This is a genomic window from Ottowia oryzae, assembly GCF_003008535.1.
In the GTDB taxonomy this organism is placed as follows: Bacteria; Pseudomonadota; Gammaproteobacteria; order Burkholderiales; family Burkholderiaceae_C; genus Ottowia; species Ottowia oryzae.
Genome location: NZ_CP027666.1, coordinates 3,263,628 through 3,286,781 on the forward strand (window position 1 = coordinate 3,263,628; position 23,154 = coordinate 3,286,781).

General features: G+C 66.4%; 27 protein-coding genes and 1 tRNA gene. 8 read left to right on the top strand and 20 right to left on the bottom strand.

Annotation, left to right across the window (positions count from 1 at the left end):
- The first annotated feature begins 48 nt into the window (after window positions 1-48).
- Entirely contained in the window at window positions 49-936 is an 888-nt protein-coding gene (locus C6570_RS14865; RefSeq protein ID WP_211297608.1) for a DMT family transporter, read from the top strand.
- Window positions 936-1,799, top strand: coding sequence for a sulfurtransferase (locus C6570_RS14870; RefSeq protein ID WP_106703910.1), 864 nt, complete (start codon window positions 936-938; stop codon window positions 1,797-1,799). Before C6570_RS14865 ends, C6570_RS14870 begins: the two co-directional genes overlap by 1 nt.
- Window positions 1,800-2,195: 396 nt before the next feature.
- Here the strand turns inward: C6570_RS14870 and C6570_RS14875 are convergent, their stop codons facing one another.
- Window positions 2,196-3,098 carry a dienelactone hydrolase family protein gene (locus C6570_RS14875; protein ID WP_106703911.1) on the bottom strand — a complete coding sequence of 301 codons (903 nt, stop codon included), beginning with the start codon at window positions 3,096-3,098 and terminating at the stop codon, window positions 2,196-2,198.
- 127 nt (window positions 3,099-3,225) lie between these two features.
- On the opposite strand from C6570_RS14875, the gene C6570_RS14880 reads away from it, so the two are divergent.
- Window positions 3,226-3,301 (top strand) — tRNA-Thr (locus tag C6570_RS14880).
- A gap of 391 nt (window positions 3,302-3,692) precedes the next feature.
- On the opposite strand, the gene C6570_RS14885 is transcribed toward C6570_RS14880, so the two are convergent.
- From C6570_RS14885 to C6570_RS14950, 15 genes are all read right to left on the bottom strand, one after another.
- Complete coding sequence (locus tag C6570_RS14885) at window positions 3,693-5,465, bottom strand: phage major capsid protein (RefSeq protein ID WP_106703912.1); 1,773 nt, start codon at window positions 5,463-5,465, stop codon at window positions 3,693-3,695.
- Window positions 5,458-5,679 (bottom strand): hypothetical protein, encoded by a 222-nt coding sequence (locus tag C6570_RS18020; protein ID WP_123812276.1) that lies wholly within the window; start codon window positions 5,677-5,679, stop codon window positions 5,458-5,460. The genes C6570_RS14885 and C6570_RS18020 overlap by 8 nt, the downstream gene beginning before the upstream one ends.
- Before the next feature lie 51 nt (window positions 5,680-5,730).
- On the bottom strand, window positions 5,731-6,192 hold the full coding sequence (locus C6570_RS14890) for a hypothetical protein (RefSeq protein WP_106703913.1): 462 nt from the start codon (window positions 6,190-6,192) through the stop codon (window positions 5,731-5,733).
- Window positions 6,189-6,677 carry a hypothetical protein gene (locus C6570_RS14895; RefSeq protein ID WP_123812277.1) on the bottom strand — a complete coding sequence of 163 codons (489 nt, stop codon included), beginning with the start codon at window positions 6,675-6,677 and terminating at the stop codon, window positions 6,189-6,191. The genes C6570_RS14890 and C6570_RS14895 overlap by 4 nt, the downstream gene beginning before the upstream one ends.
- Before the next feature lie 311 nt (window positions 6,678-6,988).
- Window positions 6,989-8,548 (bottom strand): YfjI family protein, encoded by a 1,560-nt coding sequence (locus C6570_RS14900; RefSeq protein WP_106703915.1) that lies wholly within the window; start codon window positions 8,546-8,548, stop codon window positions 6,989-6,991.
- Entirely contained in the window at window positions 8,545-9,369 is an 825-nt protein-coding gene (locus C6570_RS14905) for a toprim domain-containing protein (RefSeq protein WP_106703916.1), read from the bottom strand. The genes C6570_RS14900 and C6570_RS14905 overlap by 4 nt, the downstream gene beginning before the upstream one ends.
- The gene (locus C6570_RS14910; protein ID WP_106703917.1) at window positions 9,366-9,758 is read right to left on the bottom strand and encodes a hypothetical protein; all 393 of its coding nucleotides are present in this window, start codon (window positions 9,756-9,758) and stop codon (window positions 9,366-9,368) included. The genes C6570_RS14905 and C6570_RS14910 overlap by 4 nt, the downstream gene beginning before the upstream one ends.
- On the bottom strand, window positions 9,755-10,006 hold the full coding sequence (locus tag C6570_RS14915) for a helix-turn-helix transcriptional regulator (RefSeq protein ID WP_106703918.1): 252 nt from the start codon (window positions 10,004-10,006) through the stop codon (window positions 9,755-9,757). Before C6570_RS14915 ends, C6570_RS14910 begins: the two co-directional genes overlap by 4 nt.
- 105 nt (window positions 10,007-10,111) lie before the next feature.
- Window positions 10,112-10,804, bottom strand: coding sequence for a hypothetical protein (locus C6570_RS14920; protein WP_106703919.1), 693 nt, complete (start codon window positions 10,802-10,804; stop codon window positions 10,112-10,114).
- A 25-nt stretch (window positions 10,805-10,829) separates the two neighbouring features.
- Window positions 10,830-11,141 carry a hypothetical protein gene (locus C6570_RS14925; RefSeq protein ID WP_106703920.1) on the bottom strand — a complete coding sequence of 104 codons (312 nt, stop codon included), beginning with the start codon at window positions 11,139-11,141 and terminating at the stop codon, window positions 10,830-10,832.
- On the bottom strand, window positions 11,138-11,413 hold the full coding sequence (locus C6570_RS14930; RefSeq protein ID WP_106703921.1) for a hypothetical protein: 276 nt from the start codon (window positions 11,411-11,413) through the stop codon (window positions 11,138-11,140). The genes C6570_RS14925 and C6570_RS14930 overlap by 4 nt, the downstream gene beginning before the upstream one ends.
- Window positions 11,410-11,670: a hypothetical protein gene (locus tag C6570_RS14935; RefSeq protein WP_106703922.1), complete on the bottom strand. Its 261-nt coding sequence runs from the start codon at window positions 11,668-11,670 to the stop codon at window positions 11,410-11,412. Before C6570_RS14935 ends, C6570_RS14930 begins: the two co-directional genes overlap by 4 nt.
- Window positions 11,671-11,951: 281 nt before the next feature.
- Window positions 11,952-13,160: a tyrosine-type recombinase/integrase gene (locus C6570_RS14940; protein ID WP_106703923.1), complete on the bottom strand. Its 1,209-nt coding sequence runs from the start codon at window positions 13,158-13,160 to the stop codon at window positions 11,952-11,954.
- Between the two features lie 266 nt (window positions 13,161-13,426).
- A complete protein-coding gene (locus C6570_RS14945) occupies window positions 13,427-14,065 on the bottom strand; it encodes a 3-oxoacid CoA-transferase subunit B (RefSeq protein WP_106703924.1) in 639 nt (212 codons plus the stop codon).
- Window positions 14,066-14,075: 10 nt separating this feature from the next.
- Window positions 14,076-14,774: a CoA transferase subunit A gene (locus C6570_RS14950; RefSeq protein WP_106703925.1), complete on the bottom strand. Its 699-nt coding sequence runs from the start codon at window positions 14,772-14,774 to the stop codon at window positions 14,076-14,078.
- Between the two features lie 247 nt (window positions 14,775-15,021).
- Here C6570_RS14950 and C6570_RS14955 point away from each other — a divergent pair, with 247 nt between their 5' ends.
- Window positions 15,022-17,493, top strand: a complete 2,472-nt coding sequence (locus tag C6570_RS14955) for a penicillin acylase family protein (protein ID WP_106703926.1) — start codon at window positions 15,022-15,024, stop codon at window positions 17,491-17,493.
- Between the two features lie 195 nt (window positions 17,494-17,688).
- Here the strand turns inward: C6570_RS14955 and C6570_RS14960 are convergent, their stop codons facing one another.
- Window positions 17,689-18,054 (bottom strand): FKBP-type peptidyl-prolyl cis-trans isomerase, encoded by a 366-nt coding sequence (locus C6570_RS14960; RefSeq protein WP_106704734.1) that lies wholly within the window; start codon window positions 18,052-18,054, stop codon window positions 17,689-17,691.
- Between the two features lie 191 nt (window positions 18,055-18,245).
- On the opposite strand from C6570_RS14960, the gene C6570_RS14965 reads away from it, so the two are divergent.
- The 4 genes from C6570_RS14965 (at window position 18,246) to C6570_RS14980 (ending at window position 20,818) form a co-directional block, all read left to right on the top strand.
- Entirely contained in the window at window positions 18,246-18,845 is a 600-nt protein-coding gene (locus C6570_RS14965; RefSeq protein ID WP_106703927.1) for a peroxidase-related enzyme, read from the top strand.
- Between the two features lie 45 nt (window positions 18,846-18,890).
- Window positions 18,891-19,241 carry an arsenate reductase (glutaredoxin) gene (gene arsC, locus C6570_RS14970; RefSeq protein WP_106703928.1) on the top strand — a complete coding sequence of 117 codons (351 nt, stop codon included), beginning with the start codon at window positions 18,891-18,893 and terminating at the stop codon, window positions 19,239-19,241.
- Between the two features lie 156 nt (window positions 19,242-19,397).
- On the top strand, window positions 19,398-20,222 hold the full coding sequence (locus C6570_RS18600) for a chromate transporter (protein ID WP_106703929.1): 825 nt from the start codon (window positions 19,398-19,400) through the stop codon (window positions 20,220-20,222).
- On the top strand, window positions 20,219-20,818 hold the full coding sequence (locus tag C6570_RS14980) for a chromate transporter (RefSeq protein WP_106703930.1): 600 nt from the start codon (window positions 20,219-20,221) through the stop codon (window positions 20,816-20,818). The genes C6570_RS18600 and C6570_RS14980 overlap by 4 nt, the downstream gene beginning before the upstream one ends.
- Window positions 20,819-20,860: 42 nt before the next feature.
- Here the strand turns inward: C6570_RS14980 and C6570_RS14985 are convergent, their stop codons facing one another.
- The 3 genes from C6570_RS14985 to C6570_RS18510 are packed head-to-tail and all read right to left on the bottom strand — an operon-like array spanning window position 20,861 to window position 23,148.
- On the bottom strand, window positions 20,861-21,637 hold the full coding sequence (locus C6570_RS14985) for an SIR2 family NAD-dependent protein deacylase (RefSeq protein ID WP_106703931.1): 777 nt from the start codon (window positions 21,635-21,637) through the stop codon (window positions 20,861-20,863).
- Between the two features lie 4 nt (window positions 21,638-21,641).
- Entirely contained in the window at window positions 21,642-23,012 is a 1,371-nt protein-coding gene (locus tag C6570_RS14990) for a 3-deoxy-D-manno-octulosonic acid transferase (protein ID WP_106703932.1), read from the bottom strand.
- A 13-nt stretch (window positions 23,013-23,025) separates the two neighbouring features.
- Entirely contained in the window at window positions 23,026-23,148 is a 123-nt protein-coding gene (locus C6570_RS18510; protein ID WP_281260837.1) for a hypothetical protein, read from the bottom strand.
- Window positions 23,149-23,154 lie beyond the last annotated feature (6 nt).

Here is a 23,154-nt window from a genome sequence, read left to right on the forward strand (position 1 = left end):
TGGCCCAATGGGCGGCGCAGGCGTTTTTTTGTTCAAAAGCACACCGACATGCAAGCCGCCTGGATGATCGCCGCATCGCTCTTCTTTGCCCTGATGAGTGTGTGCATCAAGTTCGCATCGCCCTACTTCGGGCCGATGGAAATCGTGTGCTACCGCGGCGCGATCGGCATCGTCTTCATGTGGATGCTGGCGCGATCGCGCGGCGTTTCGCTGCGCACCACCGTGCCGATGATGCACGTGTGGCGCAACGTGGTAGGCGTGTCGGCACTGGCCTGCTGGTTCTACGCCATTGCAGCCTTGCCACTGGCCACGGCCATGACGCTGAACTACATGAGCGGCGTGTGGGTGGCGGCCTTTCTGATCGGCGGCACGCTGTTGATGGGGCGCTTGAGCGAGGTGCGCCGCCAGGGCCCGCTGATCGTCGCGGTGATGGCCGGTTTTGCCGGCGTGGTGATGATGCTGCGCCCCACGCTGGAGCAAAACCAGCTGTTCGCCGGGCTGATCGGGCTGATGTCCGGCCTGCTGTCTGCGCTGGCCTACATCCAGGTGGCCGCGCTGGGCCGCGTGGGCGAGCCCGAGGCGCGCACGGTGTTTTACTTTTCCGTGGGCGCGGCGCTGGTGGGCGCCATTGCCATGCTGTTCTTCGACATCCACCCGCTCAACACCCGTCAGGCGCTGTGGCTGATCCCCATCGGCGTGCTGGCCGCACTTGGCCAGCTGTGCATGACGCGCGCCTACACGCGCGGATCGACGATGGTGGTGGCCAACCTGCAGTATTCCGGCATCGTTTTTGCCGCGCTGTTCGGGTTGTTCTTGTTTGGCGACCAGATCCCGCTGATCGGCTGGCTGGGCATGGCCACCATCATCGCAAGCGGTATGCTGGCCACCTTCTTGCGCAGCCGCGCGCTGCCGAACCCACCGGCCGAGGCCCATTGATGACCGCCTACACCCACCTGATCACCGTCCCCCAGTTGCAGACCCTGCAGGCCAGCGACGCCCCCTTGCTGGTGGTGGATTGCAGCTTTGACCTGGCCGACCCGGCCAAGGCCGATGCGATGTTCGCTGAACAGCACATCGCCGGCGCCGTGCAGGCCCACCTCGACCGCGACATGAGCGCCCACAGCGCCGAAGACGCCGTCAACGGCGGGCGGCATCCGCTACCAAAACGAGAGCTTCTGGCGCACACCCTGCGGGCGCTGGGGCTTGATAACGCCATGCAAGTGGTGGTGTACGACCGCAACGGCGCCAACTACTGCGGGCGCCTGTGGTGGATGCTGAAATGGGCCGGCCACGACGCCGTGTCCGTGCTGGACGGCGGCCTGCAAGCCTGGGTGGCCGCCGGCGGCGCCACCCAAAGCGGGCCTGCGCCCGCGCACCGGGCCGGCAACTTCGAGCTGGGCGCGCCGCTGCGCCGCCTGGTGCTGATCGACGAGGTCATCGCCCAACTCGGCCGCCCCACGCAAACCGTGATCGACGCGCGCGGCGCCCTGCGCTACCGGGGCGAGACCGAGCCGCTGGACCCGGTGGCCGGGCACATCCCCGGCGCGCTCAACCGCCCGTTCAGCGACAACCTGGGCGCCGACGGCCACTTCAAGCCCGCCGCGCAACTCAAGCAGGAATTCGACGCCCTGCTGGCCGGCCACGATGCTGGCGGCGTGGTGCACCACTGCGGCAGCGGCGTCAGCGCCGTACCCAACGTGCTGGCGATGGAACTGGCCGGCTACGCCCCGGCCAGCCTGTATGCCGGCAGCTGGAGCGAATGGAGCCGCCGCCCCGAATTGCCCATGGCGCGCGGCTGAGGCGCGGGGCGCCGCGCGGGCCTGTGCTTGTAGCCGTGCCTATGCCCGTTGCCGTGGGCGCTGCGCAGCGCCCGCCCCAGTAGCACGCGCTGCGTGGTGGCTTCAAAGCGCGGGCACCGCAAGGTGCGCTGACCGCAGATCCGCCAACGGGAATCCGTCGGCGCCTCAAAGCTCGCCGCCGCCCCTACCCGCCGCAGCCGTACGCCAACCGCATCACTCTGTTTTTCATAGCTGCCAGCGCTGGTGGTGCCTTCGCTAGAGGCCGATTCAATCAATAAACCTGGGCGCGTGATGTTTGCGCCGCAGGGGTGACCCTGATGCACTGCGCCCCGCTAGTCGCAGCCACGTCACGCACTCCCTGCGCAGCACTGCGGCGGCGCCCAGTCGGCCACGCGCTCAATCCACGCCGTGCTGCTTGAACCAGGCCAGCATGCGCTTCCAGCCGTCTTCCGCCGCTTCCTTGCGGTAGCTGGGGCGGTAGTCGGCATGAAACGCGTGCGGCGCGTCGGGGTACACCACGAAGGCAGACGCCGCAGCCGCCGCGTTGCCCTTGGCGCCCGCGTCGGTCAGTGCGGCCTTCATCTTCTCTACCGTGTCGTGCCCGATGCCCGTGTCGGCCTCACCGTACAGGCCCAGCACCGGCGCCTTAAGCTGCCCCGCCACATCGACAGGGTTGCGCGGCGCCAGCGCCGTCGGCTCGCCCACCAGGCGCCCGTACCACGCCACCCCCGCCTTCACCCTGGGGTTGTGCGCGCAGTACAGCCAGGTCTGACGCCCGCCCCAGCAAAAGCCCGTCACCCCCAGCTTGCGGGTATCGCCGCCGTGCGCAGCGGCCCAGGCCACGGTGGCGTCCAGGTCGGCCAGCACTTGCGCATCGGGCACTTTGGCAATCACTTCGCTGACCAGCTTGCCGATCTCGGTGTAGCGCTTGGCATCACCCTGGCGAATAAACAGCTCTGGCGCTATCGCCAGATAACCCAGGTGCGCCAGTCGCCGCGCCGTGTCGGCGATGTATTCGTGCACGCCAAAGATCTCTGACAAGACCAGCACCACCGGCAAGCCGGTCTTGCCCGCAGGCTGCGCGCGGTAGGCAGGCATCTGAAAGCCTGCCACGTCGATGGCCACTTCGCCCGCCGTCAGCCCTTCGGCCGACGTCTTGACCGCAGTCTGCGCCACGACAGGCAAGGCCGCCGCCGCGTAGCCCGCCCCCAGGGCCAGCTGCATCGCCCGCCGGCGCGATGGCGCCGCGCCAGCGTCCAACAGGGCAGCGGCGTCAGAAACATGGTCGGGTTTGAGCATCGGGGCGACTCCTCGTTGGTGCAATCAAACCCCCAGTCTAGAGTGCACCGCCCGCCTTGGCCACGAAGGCCCCGCGCGCGCGCTGGCGATGCCCCGGCCTGGTATATACTCTCGGGTTCTTGATTTCGCCGACTTAGCTCAGTTGGTAGAGCAACGCACTCGTAACGCGTAGGTCGCCAGTTCGATTCCGGCAGTCGGCACCACTCATAAATCCGCATAGCTCCTAGAGCGTGCGGATTTTTTTTGCCTTCCTAGGGGAAAGCGGCAATTTTAGGCCGGATGCGTCCGGATAAGTGCGCATGCATCCGGGGCAAAGTGGGGGCACATTTGGGGGCATCTTTTCCCAAAGTGGGGGCACATCCACACCGCCATAGCGGACGCCCCCTGGCCAATCCATCGCGGAATTCCATCCCTCAAAAACGAAAAGCCCGGCGAACCGGGCTTTTCGGGCAACCACGCTACACAACGGGGCCAGAAGGAAGCCTCCATGGGCACTGGCGCTGCGGTGTTGCTGTCGCCTCTTGGGGTTCGTTAAGGGCACTCGCCAAGTTATCCCTGCAACGCCCATGCGGGCGCCGCTCGTTCAGTCTTAGGTCACGCGGCGGTGCCGGTGGACTTCACCCACCCGATAGGTGCCGCCCATCCGCATCCGAAGTCAAGGCGCGCACGGTATTCGACGCCGTCAACCTCGAAACCGCCGCGCTCCACCATCTGGACACCTTCAGCGCCTTCCAGGTAGCCGTATTCCAGCGCAGACTGGTTGCGCGCCACCAGATACCACGCAGTGGCGCTGGCGGCGTCCAAACGCGGCTCAACGGCCACCGTCAGGCCAGAAAATGGCTGTACGTCGTCGGTGCGAGCGGGCGACAGGCTGGTCACCAGCTGCAGCGCCTTGAGCTCAAGCGCTGCAGGGACAATCAGCGTGCCAGGCTGCTGCGCGAGCAGACCACCATGCAGGCCGCGCTGGCCGCGCAGCGCAAGCACGGCGGCGGCAAGCCCCTCAGCGGTCAGCACCTTATCTACGCTGGTGCCGCGCGTGGCGTCGAACACCGGAGCGCCATCGACGGTGCCAGGCGTCAGCAGCATCGACGCAAGCCGGTCGGCCTCAAGTCGGGCCGCTGAGGCCGCGAAGCCTGAGATAGCGGCTGCAAAGGCGCCCAGATCGTCGTTGATGATGGCCTGGCGCGTCAGTGCCAGGATGCGCCCGAAAGTGGCCACGCCCCAGCCGTTGCTGGCCTCAGCAAGCGAGCCGTATTTGTATTCGCCGTGTTCATTGACTTTGAGCAGATCGGGCGCGCTGTCGGCCCGAACCGAATTGAGAATACGGAAGTCCGGGCGGTTGACCTTGCGCGCGATGGCCTTGATCGGTGATTGCTGGTCTTCCATGGCCTGCGCCAGTACGCGCGCCGCAGCGGTGTTGAGCAGCTGCGGAAAGTCGCTGGTGGTGCCTGCGCCGAAGGCCCGCTGAAAAATCGTGTCGCGATGCTCGCCGGGCGCGATGCGCTGGCCTCCAGCTGTCAATGCGCGCTCCGCAAGGTCGATCAGGCTTGCGCGCCCCAGCGTTGGGCCGGTGGCCGTGCCGCCCATGCGGCTGGCCAGCGTGTTCAAGATCAGCTCACGGTCGTTCGCCGCAGGACGTTCAGCGCGGGTATTGTGGTGTCCGCCGGTGAGCAGGTCGCGCATGGCGAGCTCGTTCATGATCATGTCCTTGGCGGCCTCAACGCTGGCCGAACGCTGAATGATGTTCAACGCCTTATCGGCCATGCCATGTCGGGTGCAAAGCTCAAGGATTTGCTCCGCTCGCTGCTCAGGCTTCCAAGTTTGAATTGGATCGGCTGGCGCCGGGGTTTGTGCGGGCACGGGTGCCGGGGCGGCTGGGGTCTTGGTTGCTGTGGTGGTCATGTCGTTCTCTGCGGAATGGTTGCGATAGAAGCCTGCCGATGCGTCGGCAGGAACGGAGACAATCGAGGCCTCAACGGGGCGCCAGCGGTATTCGGTGGCACCACTTTCCGGGTCGGTTGCGCGGATGCCGGTGCGCTCATAGCCGACGCTCAGGGATCGGTGAATCCCCGCTTCTACGTCGGCCCGAATGGCCTGCGCTTCCGCGCTGGTGCCAAACCGCGCCAGGCCGGTGACTTTGTCGCCCGTGCATCGAATGCCATCAATCAGGCCAACGGCCAGTCGGCTTTGGTCGTGTCCGATCAGCAGCGGCAGCGGTGCGCGGGACAGATCAACATCTTCAGGTGCGCAACTGAGCACTTCGAACTCACCGCCGCGGCCTACTGGCGCGGTCGTGGCGATGGTGCAAGGAATGTCAGCGCCGTCTGCGCGGCCAAACATCACGGCGCGGGTCAACAGATCAGACATGGCCGTGCTCCTCGCGCCAGCGCTCACGCGCCTCGATGCTCGCGCGCGCGTCGTTCAAAAGGTCACGGGCCAGGCCCAGGGCTTCATGCGGAGACAGGCGAACCAGCCGGGACACGCCGCCGCCTTGAAGCTCCAGCAGCAGCCCCGGTAGGAGCCTGGCTCGCATCTGCTGGCTTGGCAGCAGTGCGGGGTCGGTATGAAGGTAGTGGTTCATGGCGCCACTTTGCCGCCGTGAACCCCAGTGACAAACAACGGCGCGACGATTTCAGCGCGCGCTGGCGTGCTCCTTGGCGATGCGGAACAGTTGCCGGCTGCTCAAGGCGACTTTGACGCCCTTGAGCTGCCGCAGCTTGACAACATGCGCCTCCAACTGCGCCGGGACAGGTGCCATGCCACGCAGGGCGCGACTGAGCCACTCAGCGCTGGCGCAGCTCACACTGCCACCGTGCGTAACCATCGCCTCGTGAATCAACGCGGCACGCGCTTGCTGGGCCACGCGCCGCCGCGGCTCTTCATTGCATCGCCCCTGGCGCGCACGCAGGCCCAGACACGTCGCCAGGTCGCCGGAGCCGGCAAAGTACCTGTCAAGCCCGCGCACGAACTGCTTACGGGTTTGCTCAGGGGGCACGGTGCCGCGCTCCATGGACATGTGCACTTCCCGAAGCACGTCCACCGGGTCCAGTGCGGCGGGCTGACTCGCCCACACGGAATGAAGCAGGAACGTCATGACGCAGAAGCTCCTTGACCGAGGGCGGTGTTCGATTCGAGTGAGCCCGTCAGCCCTTCCAGCGCTTTGCATAGCTCGTCGCTGAGCGTGGTGAAAACCACTTCCGAGCTGGTCTCGGCAGCCAACACCGCCGATACCCGCGCCGGAATCTGCAGTAAGCCGTCGCGGGTGGCCGCCAAGCGGTTGGCCAGCTGGGTGCGGACCGCGTCAACCCGGATGACTTCGCCGCGCTGCTCGGCCAGCTGGATTTCTGCCTGCTCGCGCTTTGCCCTCACCAACCGTGCGCGCTCGTCGGTCAGCATGGGGTCGTTGTCACTGGCACGGCCGGCCGCCTGGCCTCGCAGCCGCTCGCAGTAGGCGCGCGTCCAGTCGCGCAGCGTGCCACCCGCTATCAGTACCCCATCACTGGCCAATTGGCTGGCCCTTGCCTCGCTGATGCCGACGAATGATGCGAATTCAGCTTGTGTCGCCTTGTCCATCTTCACTTAACCCCCTTGGGAAGTCCCGTACCTAGTCCGAGGTCGCGGCGCGAATTACCCGCACCGAGAAGTGCCAGGAAGGACCCGCGAACTTTTCGACAGGTCATAGCCAGCGCGCCGACATCCATCCTCCGGATCAGCGGTTCATGCACATGTACACGCGCTGGTAGGGTGAGAAACGTGATTAACGTGAGCAACGAAGCGGCATCAGCGTCACTCACGTTTTTCACGTTATTCACGCGGTCTAGGCGCTTGCATGCGTATCTATATATAAAGAAAGAGAATTTCATTTATTCCTCTCTATGGAGAAACGTGGATCACTGAAGGAACAGCCGTGGATTGACGTGCCACACCGCAGAAGGGCGCGCCTTTTCGTTCTTGCGCAGCTCATGCCGAACGCAGCCATTGGCTTGCAGGCGCTGCAGTGCAGCCACCAAGCGCTCCTTCTTCGTGAAGCGGCTGCGCATTGCGAAGTGCGCATCGGCTTGCTTGAACTCGCCGCGCACACCAGATCGCACCACCCAAGCCAGCACCGCATCGGCATCGCGGTCAGCCTCATCCGCAGCCAACAGACGGAACGCAGCCTTGGCATGCGGCACCAGCAGGCGGCACAGCGCGATGGCACGCTGGGTGCTGTCCAGGCACACCAGCTCAGCGCATGGCCCACTGGTCACCAGCTCGAACAGCAGCGCGATGCGCGCGGCCATGCCCGCCAGCTTGGCGCCCCAATCGGCAATGGCGGCCAGCTCGCCGTCGGGCCCCAGCGCGTTCTCAATCTCTTGCGCATAGTCCAGCCATGCCTCGCGCGCATCGTCCGCCAGCGGCAACTGGTGCGGCGGCAGGTGCGGCCCCTCCATTGGGTCGCCCAGCAGCGCGTCAACCTCGCGCTCGTATTCCGTGCGCAGATCGGCAGGCACTGGCTTGTAGGCGCGCACGTTGCGTCCGCCCACCACCTGGCCGGGCAGGGCGTAGGCAAAGCGCGCCATCAGGCCGCTGGCCCTGAATCGGTTGCTACCTGCAGCGTCGTTCAAAAGGTCGGGCTGCAACATCAGGCCCAAGGTCAGGGCAGCGCGGTCGATATAGGCGTGGCGCCCGCCGCGCTCTACCCTCACAGAACCGCCGCTGTGACCCTGCAACAGCACGTCCAGCGCCGGCCCGGCGCCGCCGCCATAGCTGCCGCTGATGGTGTTGAACAAGCCCCCCTCATCTGACAACACCGCCATGCGCGAGCCCTGCTCCACCAACACGGATTGAAGGCGCTCCACCGTCGTGTCGCCGATGAACACTCGGGGCGGAAACATCCGGTCGGCCTTGGCATGCTCTTCGTTCTCGATTTGCTGACGCAAGCGCTCTCGTTCGTTGGGGTCGTCGGTCTTGCCCGCCTGAGTCTTGAGGCGGGCAATCGTTGCCTCGATCACTGTCTGCCGTGAGTTGTGCACGCTGATCGCGCGCCGCATTCGATCACCGGCCCGCTTCTCCCACGCTGCCAGCGGCCTGGCCAGGGCATCCACGATGGCGGACTTGCGCGAACCGCTGGCGGCCACGCTCAGGCTCCAGAACGTGGCCGGCTCGGTATAGCCCGCATCCGCGCCCAGGGGCGCCACCACGTAGCGGCGCTGCACACAGGCAGATACCACGCTCAGCGCGAAAAGCGCGCTCATGGTGGCTGGCGTCTGAGTGGCCTCAGCCAAGGCGCCCACGTACCGGCCCAACCAGGCGGGCAGCAGGTCAGCAGTCAGCGGCGCCGGTTCTGCTGCCGTCAGGATGGGCGCCGGCCAATCGGCCACGCCTTGGATGACGGGCTCCAGTTGCTCGCTCACCGCAGCCAGGCCTTGGGCGGCGGCCAGGTCGTTGAAGTCGGTAGGCAGCGCGCTCATGCAGGCACCCCCGCAAAGTCAGGCGCCACCACTTCACCGCCCACGGCGCGCGCTGCGGCGCGGGCGTGGGTCAGCCCAGGGTTGCCCGGCGTGCCGGCGTCGTTGTCGGCACAGATCACCAGGCGCAACGCAGGGAACTTGGCCCGCAGCGCCCGCGCCACCGGCAGCAGGTTGCCGCAGTTAAAGCACACCGCCACAGCCCGGCCAGTTGCTTCAAAAATAGTAGCTGCCGTGGCATACCCTTCGGCCAGCAGCAGGCAATCCGCCGGCCGGCCCATGGCGTAGTAGCAGCCCTGAATACGCCCACCGGTCAGAAACCGTTTGGCGCCGTCCGGCCCGATGAATTGCAGCGTGCCGATGCGGCCAGCCGTGTCGCGCGCGGGGATCAGCAGCATGTCGCGCAGCTGGCGCAGGCCGATGGCCCGCACGCGCTTGGCGCGCAGATAGGCATGCACGTCGGTCGCAGGCCGCGCGCGCTGCCAAAGCCGCTCTGCCCGCGTAGCCGCAGCCGTTTGCACCGCTTTCAACTCTGCCGCGCGCGCCTGTTGCGCGGCGGCCTGATGACGGCGCAGTGCATCGCGCTCAGCCGGTGTCAGGCGGCGGTCGGTGTTGCCTCGCCAGGTGTGGGTGGCGCCGGTGCGCCAACTGCCGAAAGCGCCTGACGGCACAGGGCCGTCGTGCAATACCACCCAGCCGTTCACGCTGCCCGGCTTGTCGCCTTCAACGCGGTAGCGCACCAGGCGGCCATCGGGCACCAGGTGCAAGTCTTTGACAGGCGTCAGCGCCGCCATGCGCATCGCGTCCAAGATGCCCGTGCTCATGGTTTCGGCCCTCGCGTGCCCGTGGGCGCCAGCGGCGCGGAAACGCAGACCACCTGGCCTGAGCCGGCCTCTACGATGCGCATGCTCAGATCGGGCAGCAGCTCAGCAAAGTAGGTGCGCTGAGCCTGCGTGTCGTAGCGGTGCAGCATGAAGCGTGTCAGCGGCGCCCCCTTGGCCCGGATCGGCAACAGTGCCCACGCATTGGCCAGCAGCCGCTCGGGGCCGTCGGGGTCGATTCGTGCCACGGGTGCCGGCGCAGCCGCAGGCGCCGCAGGCTTGCGACGGGCCGGCAAGTGCAATACACTGCGGCCGTTTTCGAGTCTGATTACGTTATTGGCCGCTGCGGGTGTTTGCACCACCCCGGCGGCTTTCTCTTTGGTGTCGGTCATTTGAGCATTGCTCCCGAATTGGTAGCGTTTGGCGCTTGACTGGCGGCCACGCGCTCGGCAATCCATTGCTGAATCTCTGAGTCGCGCCAGACCACGCAGCGGCGCGACAGGCGCACAGGCTGCGGAAATCGACCGACCTTGGCGCCGGCGTAGATAGCGGACTTCTTGAGCCCGGTTTGTTGCTCAACGGCAGGCAGGCGTAGAAAGCTCTCGCGCTGCGCTGGTGCGCCGGAATTCGATGGATTCATGCAAACCTCCTTAAAAGAAGGCTCAATGCTGCCCACCGGGGCACCGGATCACTAGGCAAACAATGTCCGCAGAATTGTTTGCCTTGACTGAGAAGGCGCAGTGCGCTAGGGCGGGTCGAGTGTGATTTCTGCCGCTATCAGTCCGTGTTCGGCTGTGTCGCCCATCTCAGGCCGCCAGAGCCAACCAACGCCGTCAACAGCCACTAAGGCGCCCTTAGGGTCGCGCCGGAAGGCATCCGGCGGCGCAGCAATGGCCGCCCCCACTACGTCGCCCTCGTCAGTGCGAATAATCAGGACGGAGAGTCCGGCGAGTTGCTTTGCGCCAAGTCGTATTAATCGGTTAGCGCTGGACTCGTCTCCAGCGGGCGTTGGATCCCCTTTGCGTCCCGAGCCGCCCATACCTCGCCAGCCCCTGCTCGTCCACAACTGGAGAACACTGGCACGTGCACGCGCCTCCACCGCGCGCCTGTCGCCCTGTTCGCCCGCCATATACAGGCGCCACGCCAGCGCGCATGCCACATTGCGGCCATGCTTGGGCTGTGCGCCGCGCGGCCGCAGAGGCTCAAAGAACAAATCCCACAGATCGCCATCGGCCCGAGCCGTCATCCGGTGTTCACGCCCGGTGCGGTCCCAGGCCGTCAGAATGGCGGCGCGCACGCCGGTATCGCTGCGCGCTTCCATGATGTCGATGCGCGCGGGCAGAACACCTACAGGCCACTTCACCACTGCGTCGATTGAAGCCGCGCGCGGGGCCCTGCTGCGTCTTGAGGTTGCCATGATGCTCTCCTTGCTGTTCATAGCGGGAAGATGAATTTCTCGTGCTTCATGGTGCATCCTCTTCGCCCCCCGCTGGTGTCGCAGCGACAGCTTTCCCCGCCGTCCGCTCCGCCAGGTGCTCCAGCATCTTGCTCAACACCGTGGCCCGCGATAGGCCAACCTCAATCAAGCCCGCATTCGACGAATTGGCGTCGTAGGCTGCGTGCAGCAGATCAAGCAGTTCCTGCGCCTCGCCCCAGCCCCATGCGATGCAGCTGTGCACGCTGGCAGCGGGGTTCAGCACGACAGGCGGCTGGCCGCCCACCATCGTCCAGTTCTCGTGGCGCCAGCCCGATAGATTCACTTGATTGCCGCTCATGACGCACCTCCGTTGCTTTCAAAAAACGGGTAGCCGCATTGCCATTCCAGGATGCCGCCACGAATCTGGCCGCCCGATGCTTCATCGGCCAGCGCGCCAATTTGCCGCGCCAGACCGGCCAAGCCGAACAGCAGCATGTCTTCGTCGGTTTCGCTCAGGCGCTCTGCGCTTTGCATGGCCAGGTGCGCAATGATGTCCGCCTGATTGGCAATGCTTTCCAGCACCCGCTGGTATTGGTGCGCGTTCAGCGCCGGGCGGTTGTTTGCGCTCATGCCGCACCGCCTTTCGCCTCAACGCCTGCGGATGACAAGCCGGATTGAAGTTGGTTGACGGCGTTCAACGCCTGCACCAGCTTGCGTCGCGCGGCGGTGAAGTTGCCGCGCTCGATGTAGCTGCTTGCCAGGTTGCTGGCGTTGAAGGCACCCAGCACGGCGGTCAGCCGATCGGCGGGAATGGGGTCAAGGGTGCGGCCAGGAAAGGCCAGGGTGCCCGCGTCGGCAGCGGGGCGGGATGCGGCGGTGTTCGCCATGGGTCAGTTCTCCTTTGCGAGACTTGAAACCCACTCGCTGCGTTCCTACGCGCAGCGGGTGGACGGGATGTTAAGAACACTCGCAAAGAAGTGCGGGCAGCCTTACGGTAAGCCCCATCCCGCCCAAAACTGTGGCCAGCGCGCCCTGCGGGGCACACAGCCAGAATCCAGACGTGACAAAACCGCGCTGTCGGGGCGGTTTAGCCGCTTTGCGAAAAGGTGTTCTTACGCACCGGCCCCGTGAGGGGTTGGCACGATTGTGCGGGGCCGGCGCGAAGGCGTCAAGCGCTGGCCTGGCGAACCCTTGCCTTACCAGCGCCGTCGCGCCGCTGGTCCAGCAGATCAGCCCACCACTGCATCAGGCGCACGCGCTCAGCGTTGTACGTGCTGCGGTGGTACGCGGCCCGCACCTTGTTGCGCTCGATGTGGGCAAGTTGCCGCTCGATCACGTCGCCATTCCAGTCCGCCTCATTGGCGATGGTGCTGAATACGGCCCGAAAGCCGTGCGCCGTGGCCATGCCCTTGTAGCCCATGCGCGCCAGGGCGCTATTGAAGGTGTTTTCACTGATGGGCTTGCCCGGATAGTGCGGGCTGGGGAACACCAGATCGCGATGGCCCGAAAGCGGTTGCTGCGCCTGCAGCACGGCCACGGCCTGGCGCGACAAGGGCACGCGGTGTTCGGCGCCCATCTTCATCCGCTCAGCGGGTATCACCCACTGCGCGCCGGCCAGGTCGAATTCAGCCCAGCGGGCGCCGCGCACCTCACCAGGCCGGGCCGCAGTCAGCACCAGCAGTTGCAGCGCGTGCTTGACCGTGGGGTCGCCTTCGTAGGTGCCCAGCTTGCGCAGGAAATCGGGCAACTCGCGCTCAGGCAGGGCGGCGCGGTTGGTGACGTCGCGGGGCTTGAGCAGCTCGCCGGGCACCAGGTCAAGCATGGGGTTGGATTCGATGCGCTCATGGGTGACGGCCCATCGAAAGATCGCCTTCACGCGCTGCAGCACGCGGCTGGCTGTGTCGCCCGCCCCGGTTGCCTCTACGGCCTTCACCACCGTCTGCACATCACTCGGGCGAATGCTGGCAAGTGGGCGCGTGCCCAGCCGGGGGAATACGTGCATCTCTAGCGAGCGGCGGATGCTTTCTGCCGTGCCCCCACCCCATCGCCCAGCCTGATGGTGCATCCATTCGGCTGCAACCGTCTGCAGGGTGTTCGCCGCGTCGTGCGCGGCCTGCGCCTTGGCGGCTTTTCGCTCCGCACCGGGGTCTGTGCCAGCGGCCAGCAGCTTGCGAGCCTCTGTGGCCCGTTCGCGCGCGTCCTTGAGGCCCACGGCGGGGTAAACGCCCAACGCCAGACGATTTTCTTTGCCGGCGTAGCGGTATTTCAGCCGCCAATAGCGTCCGCCCGCGGCAGTCAGCTCCAAGTACAGCCCTGCCCCGTCGAAGTGCTTGCCAGGTTGGCTCAGGCTGCGAAGTTTGGCGTCTGACAGCTTCATGGGGGGCATCCTTGCGACGATGGGGGCACATTTGGGGGCACATTTCAATGCTACCCCTGTGAAGGCAAGGATTGGCGCGGCTTTGCGGCCTGAGTGCGGTTGCGGCAGTCGCACCAAAGTAAAGGCCGCATGGTTCTATCACCGTGCGGCCTTTTTCTTTGGCTGGTTATTTCGGCCGCCCGGCGCGCGGGCACCCCAAAAAAAAGAGCGCCTGCAGCGAGGCGCTCTGGTGTAACAGCTTCGCCGTTACTGTGAAACGGTGCGGCTTACTGGATCAGCGTCACGCCAGTTTGGCTTTGGGCTTCATCGAAGCTGACGCCATCGGCCAGTTCCACCACTTTCAGGCCCTTGTCGGTCACATCGAACACGCCCAGGTCGGTGATGACGCGGTCCACCACTTTCACGCCCGTCAGCGGCAGCGTGCATTGGGGCAGGATCTTCAGATCGACCGAGCCGTCTTTCTTCTTGGCCACGTGCTCCATCAGCACGATCACGCGCTCCACGCCGGCAACCAGATCCATGGCACCGCCCATGCCCTTGACCATCTTGCCGGGGATCATCCAGTTGGCCAGGTCGCCGCCTTCCGACACCTGCATGGCGCCCAGGATGGACAGGTTGATCTTGCCGCCACGGATCATGGCGAAGGACTGGTCGCTGCCGAAGATGGACGAGCCGGCGATGGTCGTCACCGTTTGCTTGCCGGCGTTGATCAGGTCGGCATCCACTTCGCTCTCGGTCGGGAACGGGCCGATGCCCAGCATGCCGTTTTCTGACTGCAGCCAGACTTCCTTGTCGCCCGTGTGGTTGGCCACCAGGGTGGGAATGCCAATGCCCAGGTTGACGTAGAAGCCGTCCTGCAGCTCTTGCGCCGCGCGCGCGGCCATTTGATCTTGGGTCCAAGCCATGGTGTTCTCCTTACGCGGGGCGGGTGGTGCGCTTTTCGATGCGCTTTTCGGGGTTGGCGTTCAGCACGATGCGGTGCACGTAAATGCCCGGCAGGTGCACGTCGTCCGGCGCGATCTCGCCCACTTCCACGATCTTTTCCACTTCGACGATGCAAACCTTGCCGGCCGTCGCTGCCGCAGGGTTGAAGTTGCGCGCGGTCAGGTGAAAGCGCAGGTTGCCGCTTTTGTCGGCCACCTCGGCCTTGACCAGGGCCACGTCGGGCACCAGCGAACGCTCCATCACGTAGGTGTGGCCGTCGAATTCGCGCAGCTCTTTGCCTTCGGCCACCACGGTGCCCACGCCGGTCTTGGTGAAGAAGGCGGGAATGCCCGCGCCGCCAGCGCGCAGCTTTTCAGCCAGCGTGCCCTGCGGGGTGAATTCCAGCTCTAGCTCGCCGGCCAGGTACTGGCGCTCGAACTCTTTGTTTTCGCCCACGTAGCTGGCGATCATTTTCTTGATCTGGCGCGTTTCCAGCAGTTTGCCCAGGCCAAAGCCGTCGACACCGGCGTTGTTGGACACGCAGGTCAGATCTTTCACGCCGGAATCGCGCAGCGCTTCGATCAAGGCCTCAGGAATGCCGCACAGGCCAAAGCCGCCCACGGCCAGCATCTGGCCGTCTTTGACCACGCCTTTGAGCGCCTCGTCGGCCGATGGATAAATCTTGTTCACGGGTGATTGCTCCTGACTCTTGTGAAAGAAAACGGGACGGTCCTGCAGCCCAGGCCTTGACGATACACGCGCAGCCAAAGCCTGAAGGGCACCGACGCATCGGCAAACCATGCGGGGTTGCAGGATGCGCCAACGCTGTGACATCATGAAACTGCCCGGTGTACCACCTAGGCGCAGTCGCCAATCTGGCCCAGCCGGCGCCACGCCGGGCATTATTCAACAGATAAGAATCAGGAGACTCGCTGCCATGACCATTTGTCGCTTTGCGCGCGGTTCCTACCGGGCCCGCCTCACCTTGATCGCCGGTGCCTCGCTGGCTGCGCTTGCCGCGTGCGGGGGCTCAGGTGACGACGATAGCCCGCCTGTTCCGTCGGCTAAATACAGTGCCGAGATCCGGCGCACCGAGATGGGCATTCCCCACATCAAGGCCGCCAATTGGGGATCGCTGGGTTATGGGTCTGGCTATGCGCAAGCACAGGACGTGCTGTGCACAATCGCAGATTCGATGCTGACTTACCGTGGCGAACGCTCTCGTTATTTCGGTGGCCAGGCGCCGGCGGTCTACAACAGCACGTTGGCGATGCCGCGCAACATCGATTCGGACTTTTACTTCAAGCACGTACTGACCGACGAAGCGGTAGCCCGCATGATGTCTGCCCAGCCAGACAAGCTGCTGCGCATGATGGAAGGTTATGCGGCTGGCTACAACCGGTATGTTGCTGAAGTCAAATCAGGCGAGAGCAAAGCCAACGCCGCCTGCAGTGGGGAGCCCTGGGTCAAGGCCATCACCGTGCAGGACTTGTGGCGTCGCGTGTACTCCGCCAACTTGGCTGCGGGTTACAGCAACTTTCTGCCTGCGATCGCGAATGCAGTACCACCGCAGCCCAAGGCCAAGATGGGGGCGGAGGCTTCGCCCGTCCAACCGTCCTCGCCCTCCGCCATTGCCCCTGGCACCATGAGCATCCCTGCCCTGCAAGTGGGCGGCCCCAATGGCGTGGGCAGCAACATGTACGGCTTCGGCACGCAGGGCACGGGGACCGACAGCCCGCTGATGTTCGGCAACCCACACTGGTACTGGAAAGGGCCGGACCGGTTTTACCAAGCGCAACTGACCATCGACGGAGAGGTGAATGTCAGCGGTGTGTCCTTCCTGGGCATCCCCTTGACTCAGATTGGCTTCAACAACGACATCGCCTGGAGCCACACCGTGTCCACCGCGCGGCGCTTTGGCTTCTTCATGTTGACGCTCGACCCAACCGACCCCACGCGTTACATGCTGGACGGGAAGTCAACACCATTGCAGTCGCATGAGGTTTCGGTGGACGTTCGCGGCACCGACGGCGCCATTAGCCAAGTCAAGCGCACGCTTTACCAATCGCCGTATGGCCCTATCGTCAACTTGTCCAACCTGCACCCCGCCATGGGCTGGACGGCGCAAAGCGCCATCGCCCTGCGCGACATCAACGCGGACAACTTCCGCACTCTCAAGAACTGGATGCGCTGGGCGCAGGCCAAGTCGCTAACCGAGCTTGTCCAGATTCAACGCGAAGAAGCGGCCATTCCCTGGGTTAACACCGTTGCGGTGGGCCGTGGCAACGCGCAGGCCTGGTATGCCGACATTGGCACCGTACCCAATGCTCCGCCGACTCTACTGACGGGCTGCAGCACGCCATTCAGTGCTGCCGCAGCCGTCGCCCTGCCCGGAGTACCCGTGCTGGACGGCTCGCGCAGCGCGTGCGACTGGCAGCGCGATGCGGATTCCGTGCAGGCCGGCACCATCGGCCCATCGCGCCTACCCAGCTTGTTGCGCGCCGATTACGTGGCCAACATGAACGACAGCTACTGGCTGACCAACCCCACGCAACCGATGACGGGCTACCCCTCGATCGTGGGCCCCACCGGCACGCCACAATCGCTGCGCACGCGGCTGGGCCACACCATGGCGCTTCAGCGGCTGGCAGGCACCGATGGTTATCCAGGCAACACCGCCACCAGCGAGATCGTGCGGCAGATGGTGCTGGACAGCCGGGTGCAAAGCGCTTATCTCAAGGATCAGGTCATCGCCCTGCTGTGTAGCGCAGCCCAGGCGCCAACAGGCAGCGAGCGCGCCGCCGGGTGCGCAGCGCTGAGCGGGTGGGACGGGCGCGGCACCAAGGTGTCCCGCGGTTCGCACCTGTGGGATGAGTTCTGGTCTGCACTGTCCGCGCTGAAAGTGCCCGCCGCCAAGCTCTACCAAGTGCCCTTTGACCCCGCCGATCCACTGAACACGCCGCGCGACCTGAACAGCGCCGCAGCCGCCGAAGTGGGCCAAGCGTTCGACACCGCCATCGCCAAGATCAAGGCCAACGGCTTCGCGCTGGACGCCATGCGCGGGGATCTGCTGTACGTGACACGCGGCGCTGACCGGCTGCCGCTGTTCGGTGGCTGCGGCGATGTGGGTTACTTCACGTACGTGTGCCCGCAGGCGCCGCTGTCCCCCGCAGGCTACGCCATGGACGGGCAACCGCACGGCAACTCCTACATGCAGGTGGTCACCTTCCCGCAAGGCCGCGTGGATGCGCACACGTTCCTGACGTTCTCACTGTCGGACGACCCCGCCTCGCCGCACTACGGGGACTACACGCGCCGCTTCAGCGACCAGCAATGGCTGAAGGTGCCGTTCAGCGAAACCGAGATCGCCGCCAGCGCTGCGCTGGTGCGCACCACCATCAAGGAATGAGCTGAGCACATGGCATGGGGCTGGGTGCCCCCATGCGGTAGCGACGGTACGGTCGCCCGCAAGTTCAACGCCGGCGATGGGCATCTACCCATCGCCGCCGTTATTTCTTGATTGAATAGGCCTCCAGCGCGCTTCCAACGTGCGCTGCAAGCTATTTAATTCATAGCTATCGAGCAGAGTGATCGTGCGAGGCCTTCACTTACCCTTGATGCCCAGCAGCTCCACCTCGAAGTTCAGCGTGGCATTGGGCGGAATCACGCCGGCTGCGCCGCGGCTGCCGTAGGCGATGGCGGGCGGGCAGGTTAGCTTGGCTTTGCCGCCCACCTTCATCTTCTGCAGGCCTTCCGTCCAGCAGGGGATGACGCGGTTCAGCGGAAACTCGGCCGGCTCGCCGCGCTTGTAAGAGCTGTCGAACTCCTTGCCGCCATCGGCCAGCGTGCCACGGTAGTGCACGCGCACCACGTCGGTAGCGGCGGGGCTGGCGCCGTTGCCGTCTTTCAGCGATTCGTAAACCAGGCCGCTGGGCAGCTTGGCGGGCGCGCTTTGCGCGAACGCGGGCATGGCGACGGCCGCAGCGGCCAGGCAAGAGAAAACCAGGGTGGAACGCAGCTTCACAGGGCAATCCTTCGAGAGACAGACAAGCGCCGCATTATCGGCCTGCGCGCCGCCGCAAAACGCCAGGCAAACAAAGTGGTACAACCCTCGCACACGCGCGAATCAAGCCCGCGCCGAACAACAGGAGACACATCGCCATGCCCGCCCGCTACCCCCTAGCCGACCTCAACACGCTGCCCGACGACATCAAGGCCAAGGTGCTGGAGGTGCAGGAAAAGGCCGGTTTCGTGCCCAACGTGTTCCTGGGGCTGGCGCGCCGCCCGGCCGAGTGGCGCGCCTTCTTCGCCTACCACGACGCGCTGATGGAGCCGGAAAGCACAGGCCGCACCAGCAATCTGAGCAAGGGCGACCGCGAGATGATCGTGACCACCACCAGCGCGGCCAACCAGTGCCTGTATTGCGTGGTGGCGCACGGCGCGCTGCTGCGCATCTACGAGAAAAAACCGCAGGTGGCCGACCAGGTGGCCATCAACTACCGCAAGGCCACCGACATCACCCCGCGCCAGCGCGCCATGCTGGACTTTGCGATGAAGGTGTGCGAGCGCTCGCACGAGATCTGCGACGACGACTTCGCGCCGCTGCACGCGCACGGCTTTGACGATGAAGACATCTGGGACATTGCCGCCATCACCGCGTTCTTCGGGCTGTCCAACCGCATCGCCAGCTTCAGCGGCATGCAGCCCAACCCCGAGTTCTATTTGATGGGCCGCGTGCCGCGCGACAAAAAGCCCGCCTGACGCGCACAGCCAGCGCCACGCCCCGGCCAGCCTACCCAACGCACCATGACCCACGCCACCCTGTACCACAACCCCCGCTGCAGCACGTCGCGCCACGCGCTGGAATTGCTGCGCGAGCGAGGGGTGGAGCCGACCATCGTCGAATACCTGAAGAACCCGCCCAGCCGCGACGAGCTGCGCCGCATCGCCCAGGCCACGGGCGAGCCGCTGCGCGCCCTGCTGCGCACCAAGCAGCCCGAGTACCTTGAGCAAGGGCTGGACAACCCCGCACTGACCGACGATCAGCTGCTGGATGCGATGCTGGCCACGCCGGTGCTGATCAACCGGCCCATCGTCGTGACGCCCAAGGGCGCACGCCTGGGCCGGCCGCTGGAGCGCATCCTGGAAGTGCTGTAGTGCGCCTGCCGCGCAGAACGGACCGGCAGGCTTGGCCTGTGCCCCGCGCGGCTGCAACGAAAACCCGACCATCCGCGCACGCCGGTTTTTCAAGCCCAATGAGCCCTCAGCGCCCGCTGCACCAGCGCCAGCAGCTACATTTTTTGAAGTACCAGCGTGCCGACCAACCCTCCTGCTGCCCAACGCGCTACCGCGGCTGAGCCGCCCGCGCCGCTGAACGCCCCGCGCTCGCGCAGCGACCTGTTCTGGTCGTTCACCTGGCTGGCATTGCAAGGCTTTGGCGGCGTGCTGGCCGTGGTGCAGCGTGAGCTGGTCGAGAAAAAGCGCTGGATGACGCGCGAGCAGTTCGTCGAAGACTGGGCCGTGGCGCAAATCATGCCCGGCCCCAACGTGGTCAACCTGTCGATGATGATCGGCGACCGCTACTTTGGCCTGTCCGGCGCGGCCACCGCGCTGGCGGGCATGCTGCTGCTGCCCTCGCTGGTGGTGCTGTCGCTGGCCATCGGTTTTGCCAGCGTGGCCGATCACGATGTGGCCCAGCGCGCCCTGCGCGGCATGGGCGCGGTAGCGGCGGGGCTGGTTATTGCCACGGGCATCAAGCTGGCCGGGGCGCTGCGCAGCAACGCCATGGGCCTGCCCGCCTGCATCGCGCTGGCCGTGACCGCCTTCGTCGCCATCGCGTGGCTGCGCTGGCCGCTGCTGGCGGTGCTGCTGGGCTTGGGCGGCGCGGGCTGGGCGTGGGCCTGGCATTGCCTGGGTCGCGCGCGGCGCGCGCATGAAGCGGCAAGCGCCCGCGCACGGGCAGCGGTGCCCCCCGACGTACCGGCCAAAGGGGCCGCCGGTGCAGCGCTTGCCGAGGTGGCCGCCGACGCGCTACCTGCCGCGGCCGCCGACACCGCCGCGCCGCCCGCAGGCACCGCAGCCAACAACAACCCCGCCAGCCTGACCGACGCCGATTCCGGGCAGGCGCCGCAGCCATGAGCGCCATCACCTTGACCCCCGCCGACTGGCTGGCGCTGTTCGGCCACTTCCTGTCGCTGTCGCTGATGGCCGTTGGTGGCGCCATCACCACCGCGCCAGACATGCACCGCTACCTCGTCACGCAGCAGCATTGGCTGATGGACGAGCAATTCACCTCGTCCATCGCCATCGCGCAGGCCGCGCCGGGGCCCAATGTGCTTTTCGTCGGGCTGATGGGTTGGAACGTGGGGCTGAACGCCGCAGGCGGCGCGGCCCACGGTGTGAAGGCGTACGCGCTGGGTTTCCTGGGCCTGCTGGTGGCGATGGGCGGCATCCTGCTGCCTTCCAGCGTGCTGACTTTCAGCGCCACGCGCTGGGCGCACCAGCACCGCGAATGGCGGGTGGTGCGCGCCTTCAAGGCGGGCATGGCGCCCGTGGTGGTGGCGCTGCTGATCGCCACCGGCTGGCTGCTGACGGCGGTCAACGACCAGCCCGCGCGCGACTGGCGGCTGTGGCTGCTGACGGCCGCGTCGGCGCTGATCGTCTGGCGCACCCGGCTGCACCTGCTGTGGCTGATTGGCGCAGGCGCGGTGCTGGGGGCGTTCGGTCTGCTTTAACGCCAGGCGACCGCCAATGCTGGCGGACGGCAAGGGCAAGGGTCAGAAATCCAGCAGGCGCGGCAACACGGTGGCCGAAGGGCCGCGCAGCAGCGCATCGGCCTCGTCGTCCAGCGCGGTGGCTTCGGGGTTCACCACGATCACCTTGGCGCCCGCGCGCCGCGCACTGCCTGCCAGCCCGGCCGCTGGCCACACCTGGCCGGATGTGCCCACCACCAGCATCACCTCACACGCGTGGGCGGCTGCCTGCGCGGCGGCCAGCGTATCAACGGGCAGGCCCTCGCCAAACCACACCACGGCCGGGCGCACCAGGCTGCCGCACTGGGCACAGCGCGGCGGGTGGCCGGGCTCGGCCCAACTGACGGGGCAGGCATCGGCGGGGCGGCGCGCCAGCGCGCAGCCGTCCAGCCAGGCGTCGGCAAACAGGTTGCCGTGCAGCGCCAGCACGCCCGGGCTGCCAGCGGCTTCGTGCAGCCCGTCCACGTTCTGGGTGATGACCGTGAGGCGCTCTGGATGGCGGGCCTGGAACTCAGCCACGGCGATATGCCCCGCGTTGGGCCGCACCGCGCGCACCATCTCGCGGCGCATCTGGTACCAGTCCCACACGCGCTGCGGGTTGGCGCGATAGCCTTCTTCGGTGGCCAAGTCTTCCGGCCGATCGTGCGCCCACAGGCCGGTCTGCGCATCGCGGAAGGTGGGCACGCCCGATTCCGCGCTGACACCCGCGCCGGTCAGCATGGCGATGCGCCCGGCGCTTTGCAGCCAGGGGCGCACCTGGTCGATGGCCGCGGCCAGTGCGGGGTCGGCTTCGGTGGTCATTGCGTCACCCGCCCCTCGCTGCGCGGGCCTGCTGCCCAGCAGGCACGTCGCGCGCCGTCAGCAAGCGCACGACGGCCTTAGCCGTGCGCGCGGCCGCACCCCGGTGGGCCGCAGCAAACTCGAATCCCGCCGTTTGCATCGCCCGGCGGCCCGCTTCGTCAGCCAGCAACGCACGCGCCGTGGCCAGCGCCGCCGCCATGTCGGCCACGCGCCGCGCGGCGCCCTGCGCCTCGGCCCATTCGGCCGCCTGCGCGAAGTTGAAGGTGTGCGGCCCCATCAGCACCGGGCAGCCGCAGGCGGCGGCCTCGATCAGGTTTTGGCCCCCCAGCGGCTCGAAACTGCCGCCCAGCAGCGCGACATCGGCCAGGCTGTAGTACAGGCTCATCTCGCCAAGGCTGTCCCCTAGCCACACGTCGGCCTGCGCCGCATCTGGCGCCGGCGCGTCGACCCACTGGCTGCGGCGTGCCACGCGCAGGCCTTCGGCCTCGGCCATCGCCGCTACGTCGCCAAAACGCTGCGGGTGGCGCGGCACGATCAGCCACAGCGGCTCGCGAATCACTTCATTTTTGATAGCTGCCGGCGCAGTTTGCTCGAGCGCTGGAGGGCGAATCTGCTTCAAAAACTGCGCCTCTTCGCCCTCGCGCGAACTGGCCAGCATGACCACGGGGCGCCCGGCCAGCGCAGCGCGCCACCGCGCCGCCTGCGCCTGCTGCGCAGGGTTGGGCGTGGCGTCAAATTTCAAGTTGCCCAGCACCGACACATTCTGCGCCCCGGCGGCGCGCAGGCGGTCTGCATCGCCTTCGGTCTGCGCCCAGACGGCGGACAGCGCGGCGTAGGCCGGGCGCATCAGCCAGCTTGCGCGCTGCGCGCCTTGCAGCGACCGGGGCGACAGGCGCGCGTTGGCCAGCGCCAGCGGCACGACTTGCGCGGCGCATTCGGCCGTCAGGTTGGGCCAGATTTCAGTTTCCATCAGCACGCCCACGTCGGGGCGGAAATGCCGCAGAAAGCGCCGCGCGGCGCGCAGGCTGTCCCACGGCTGCCAGACCTGCACGTCGCCCGGCTGCAGCAGCGTGCGCCCCTCGGCCCGGCCGGTGGCGGTGCCGTGCGTCAGCAGCAGACGCATGCCGGGCAGTTGTGCGCGCAGCGCCTTCAGCAAAATCGCCGCCGCGCGCGTTTCACCCAGCGACACCGCGTGCAGCCAGACCAGCGGCTGGCCCGCTGCAGCGTTGGCATGGGGGCGCGGCGTGGTGTAGTGGCCAAAGCGTTCAGGCACCGCTTCCAGATAGCCTGGTTCGGCCACGCCACGGCGGCTCAGCTTGCGGCGCAGCAGCGGTTGGGCCAGCCAGATGGCCAGGCTGTAGAGGGCGCGGATCATCGGCCTGGGCCTTTCACGCGGGGCGGCGGCAGGCGCCTTGCCAGACGATTTGCTCGCCCGCCACGCGAAGTGCCTGCCGCAGATTGGCGCCCGTCGCAGCAGCGTTGGCGCACAGCTCAGGCACAGTTTTGCTCATGAATCC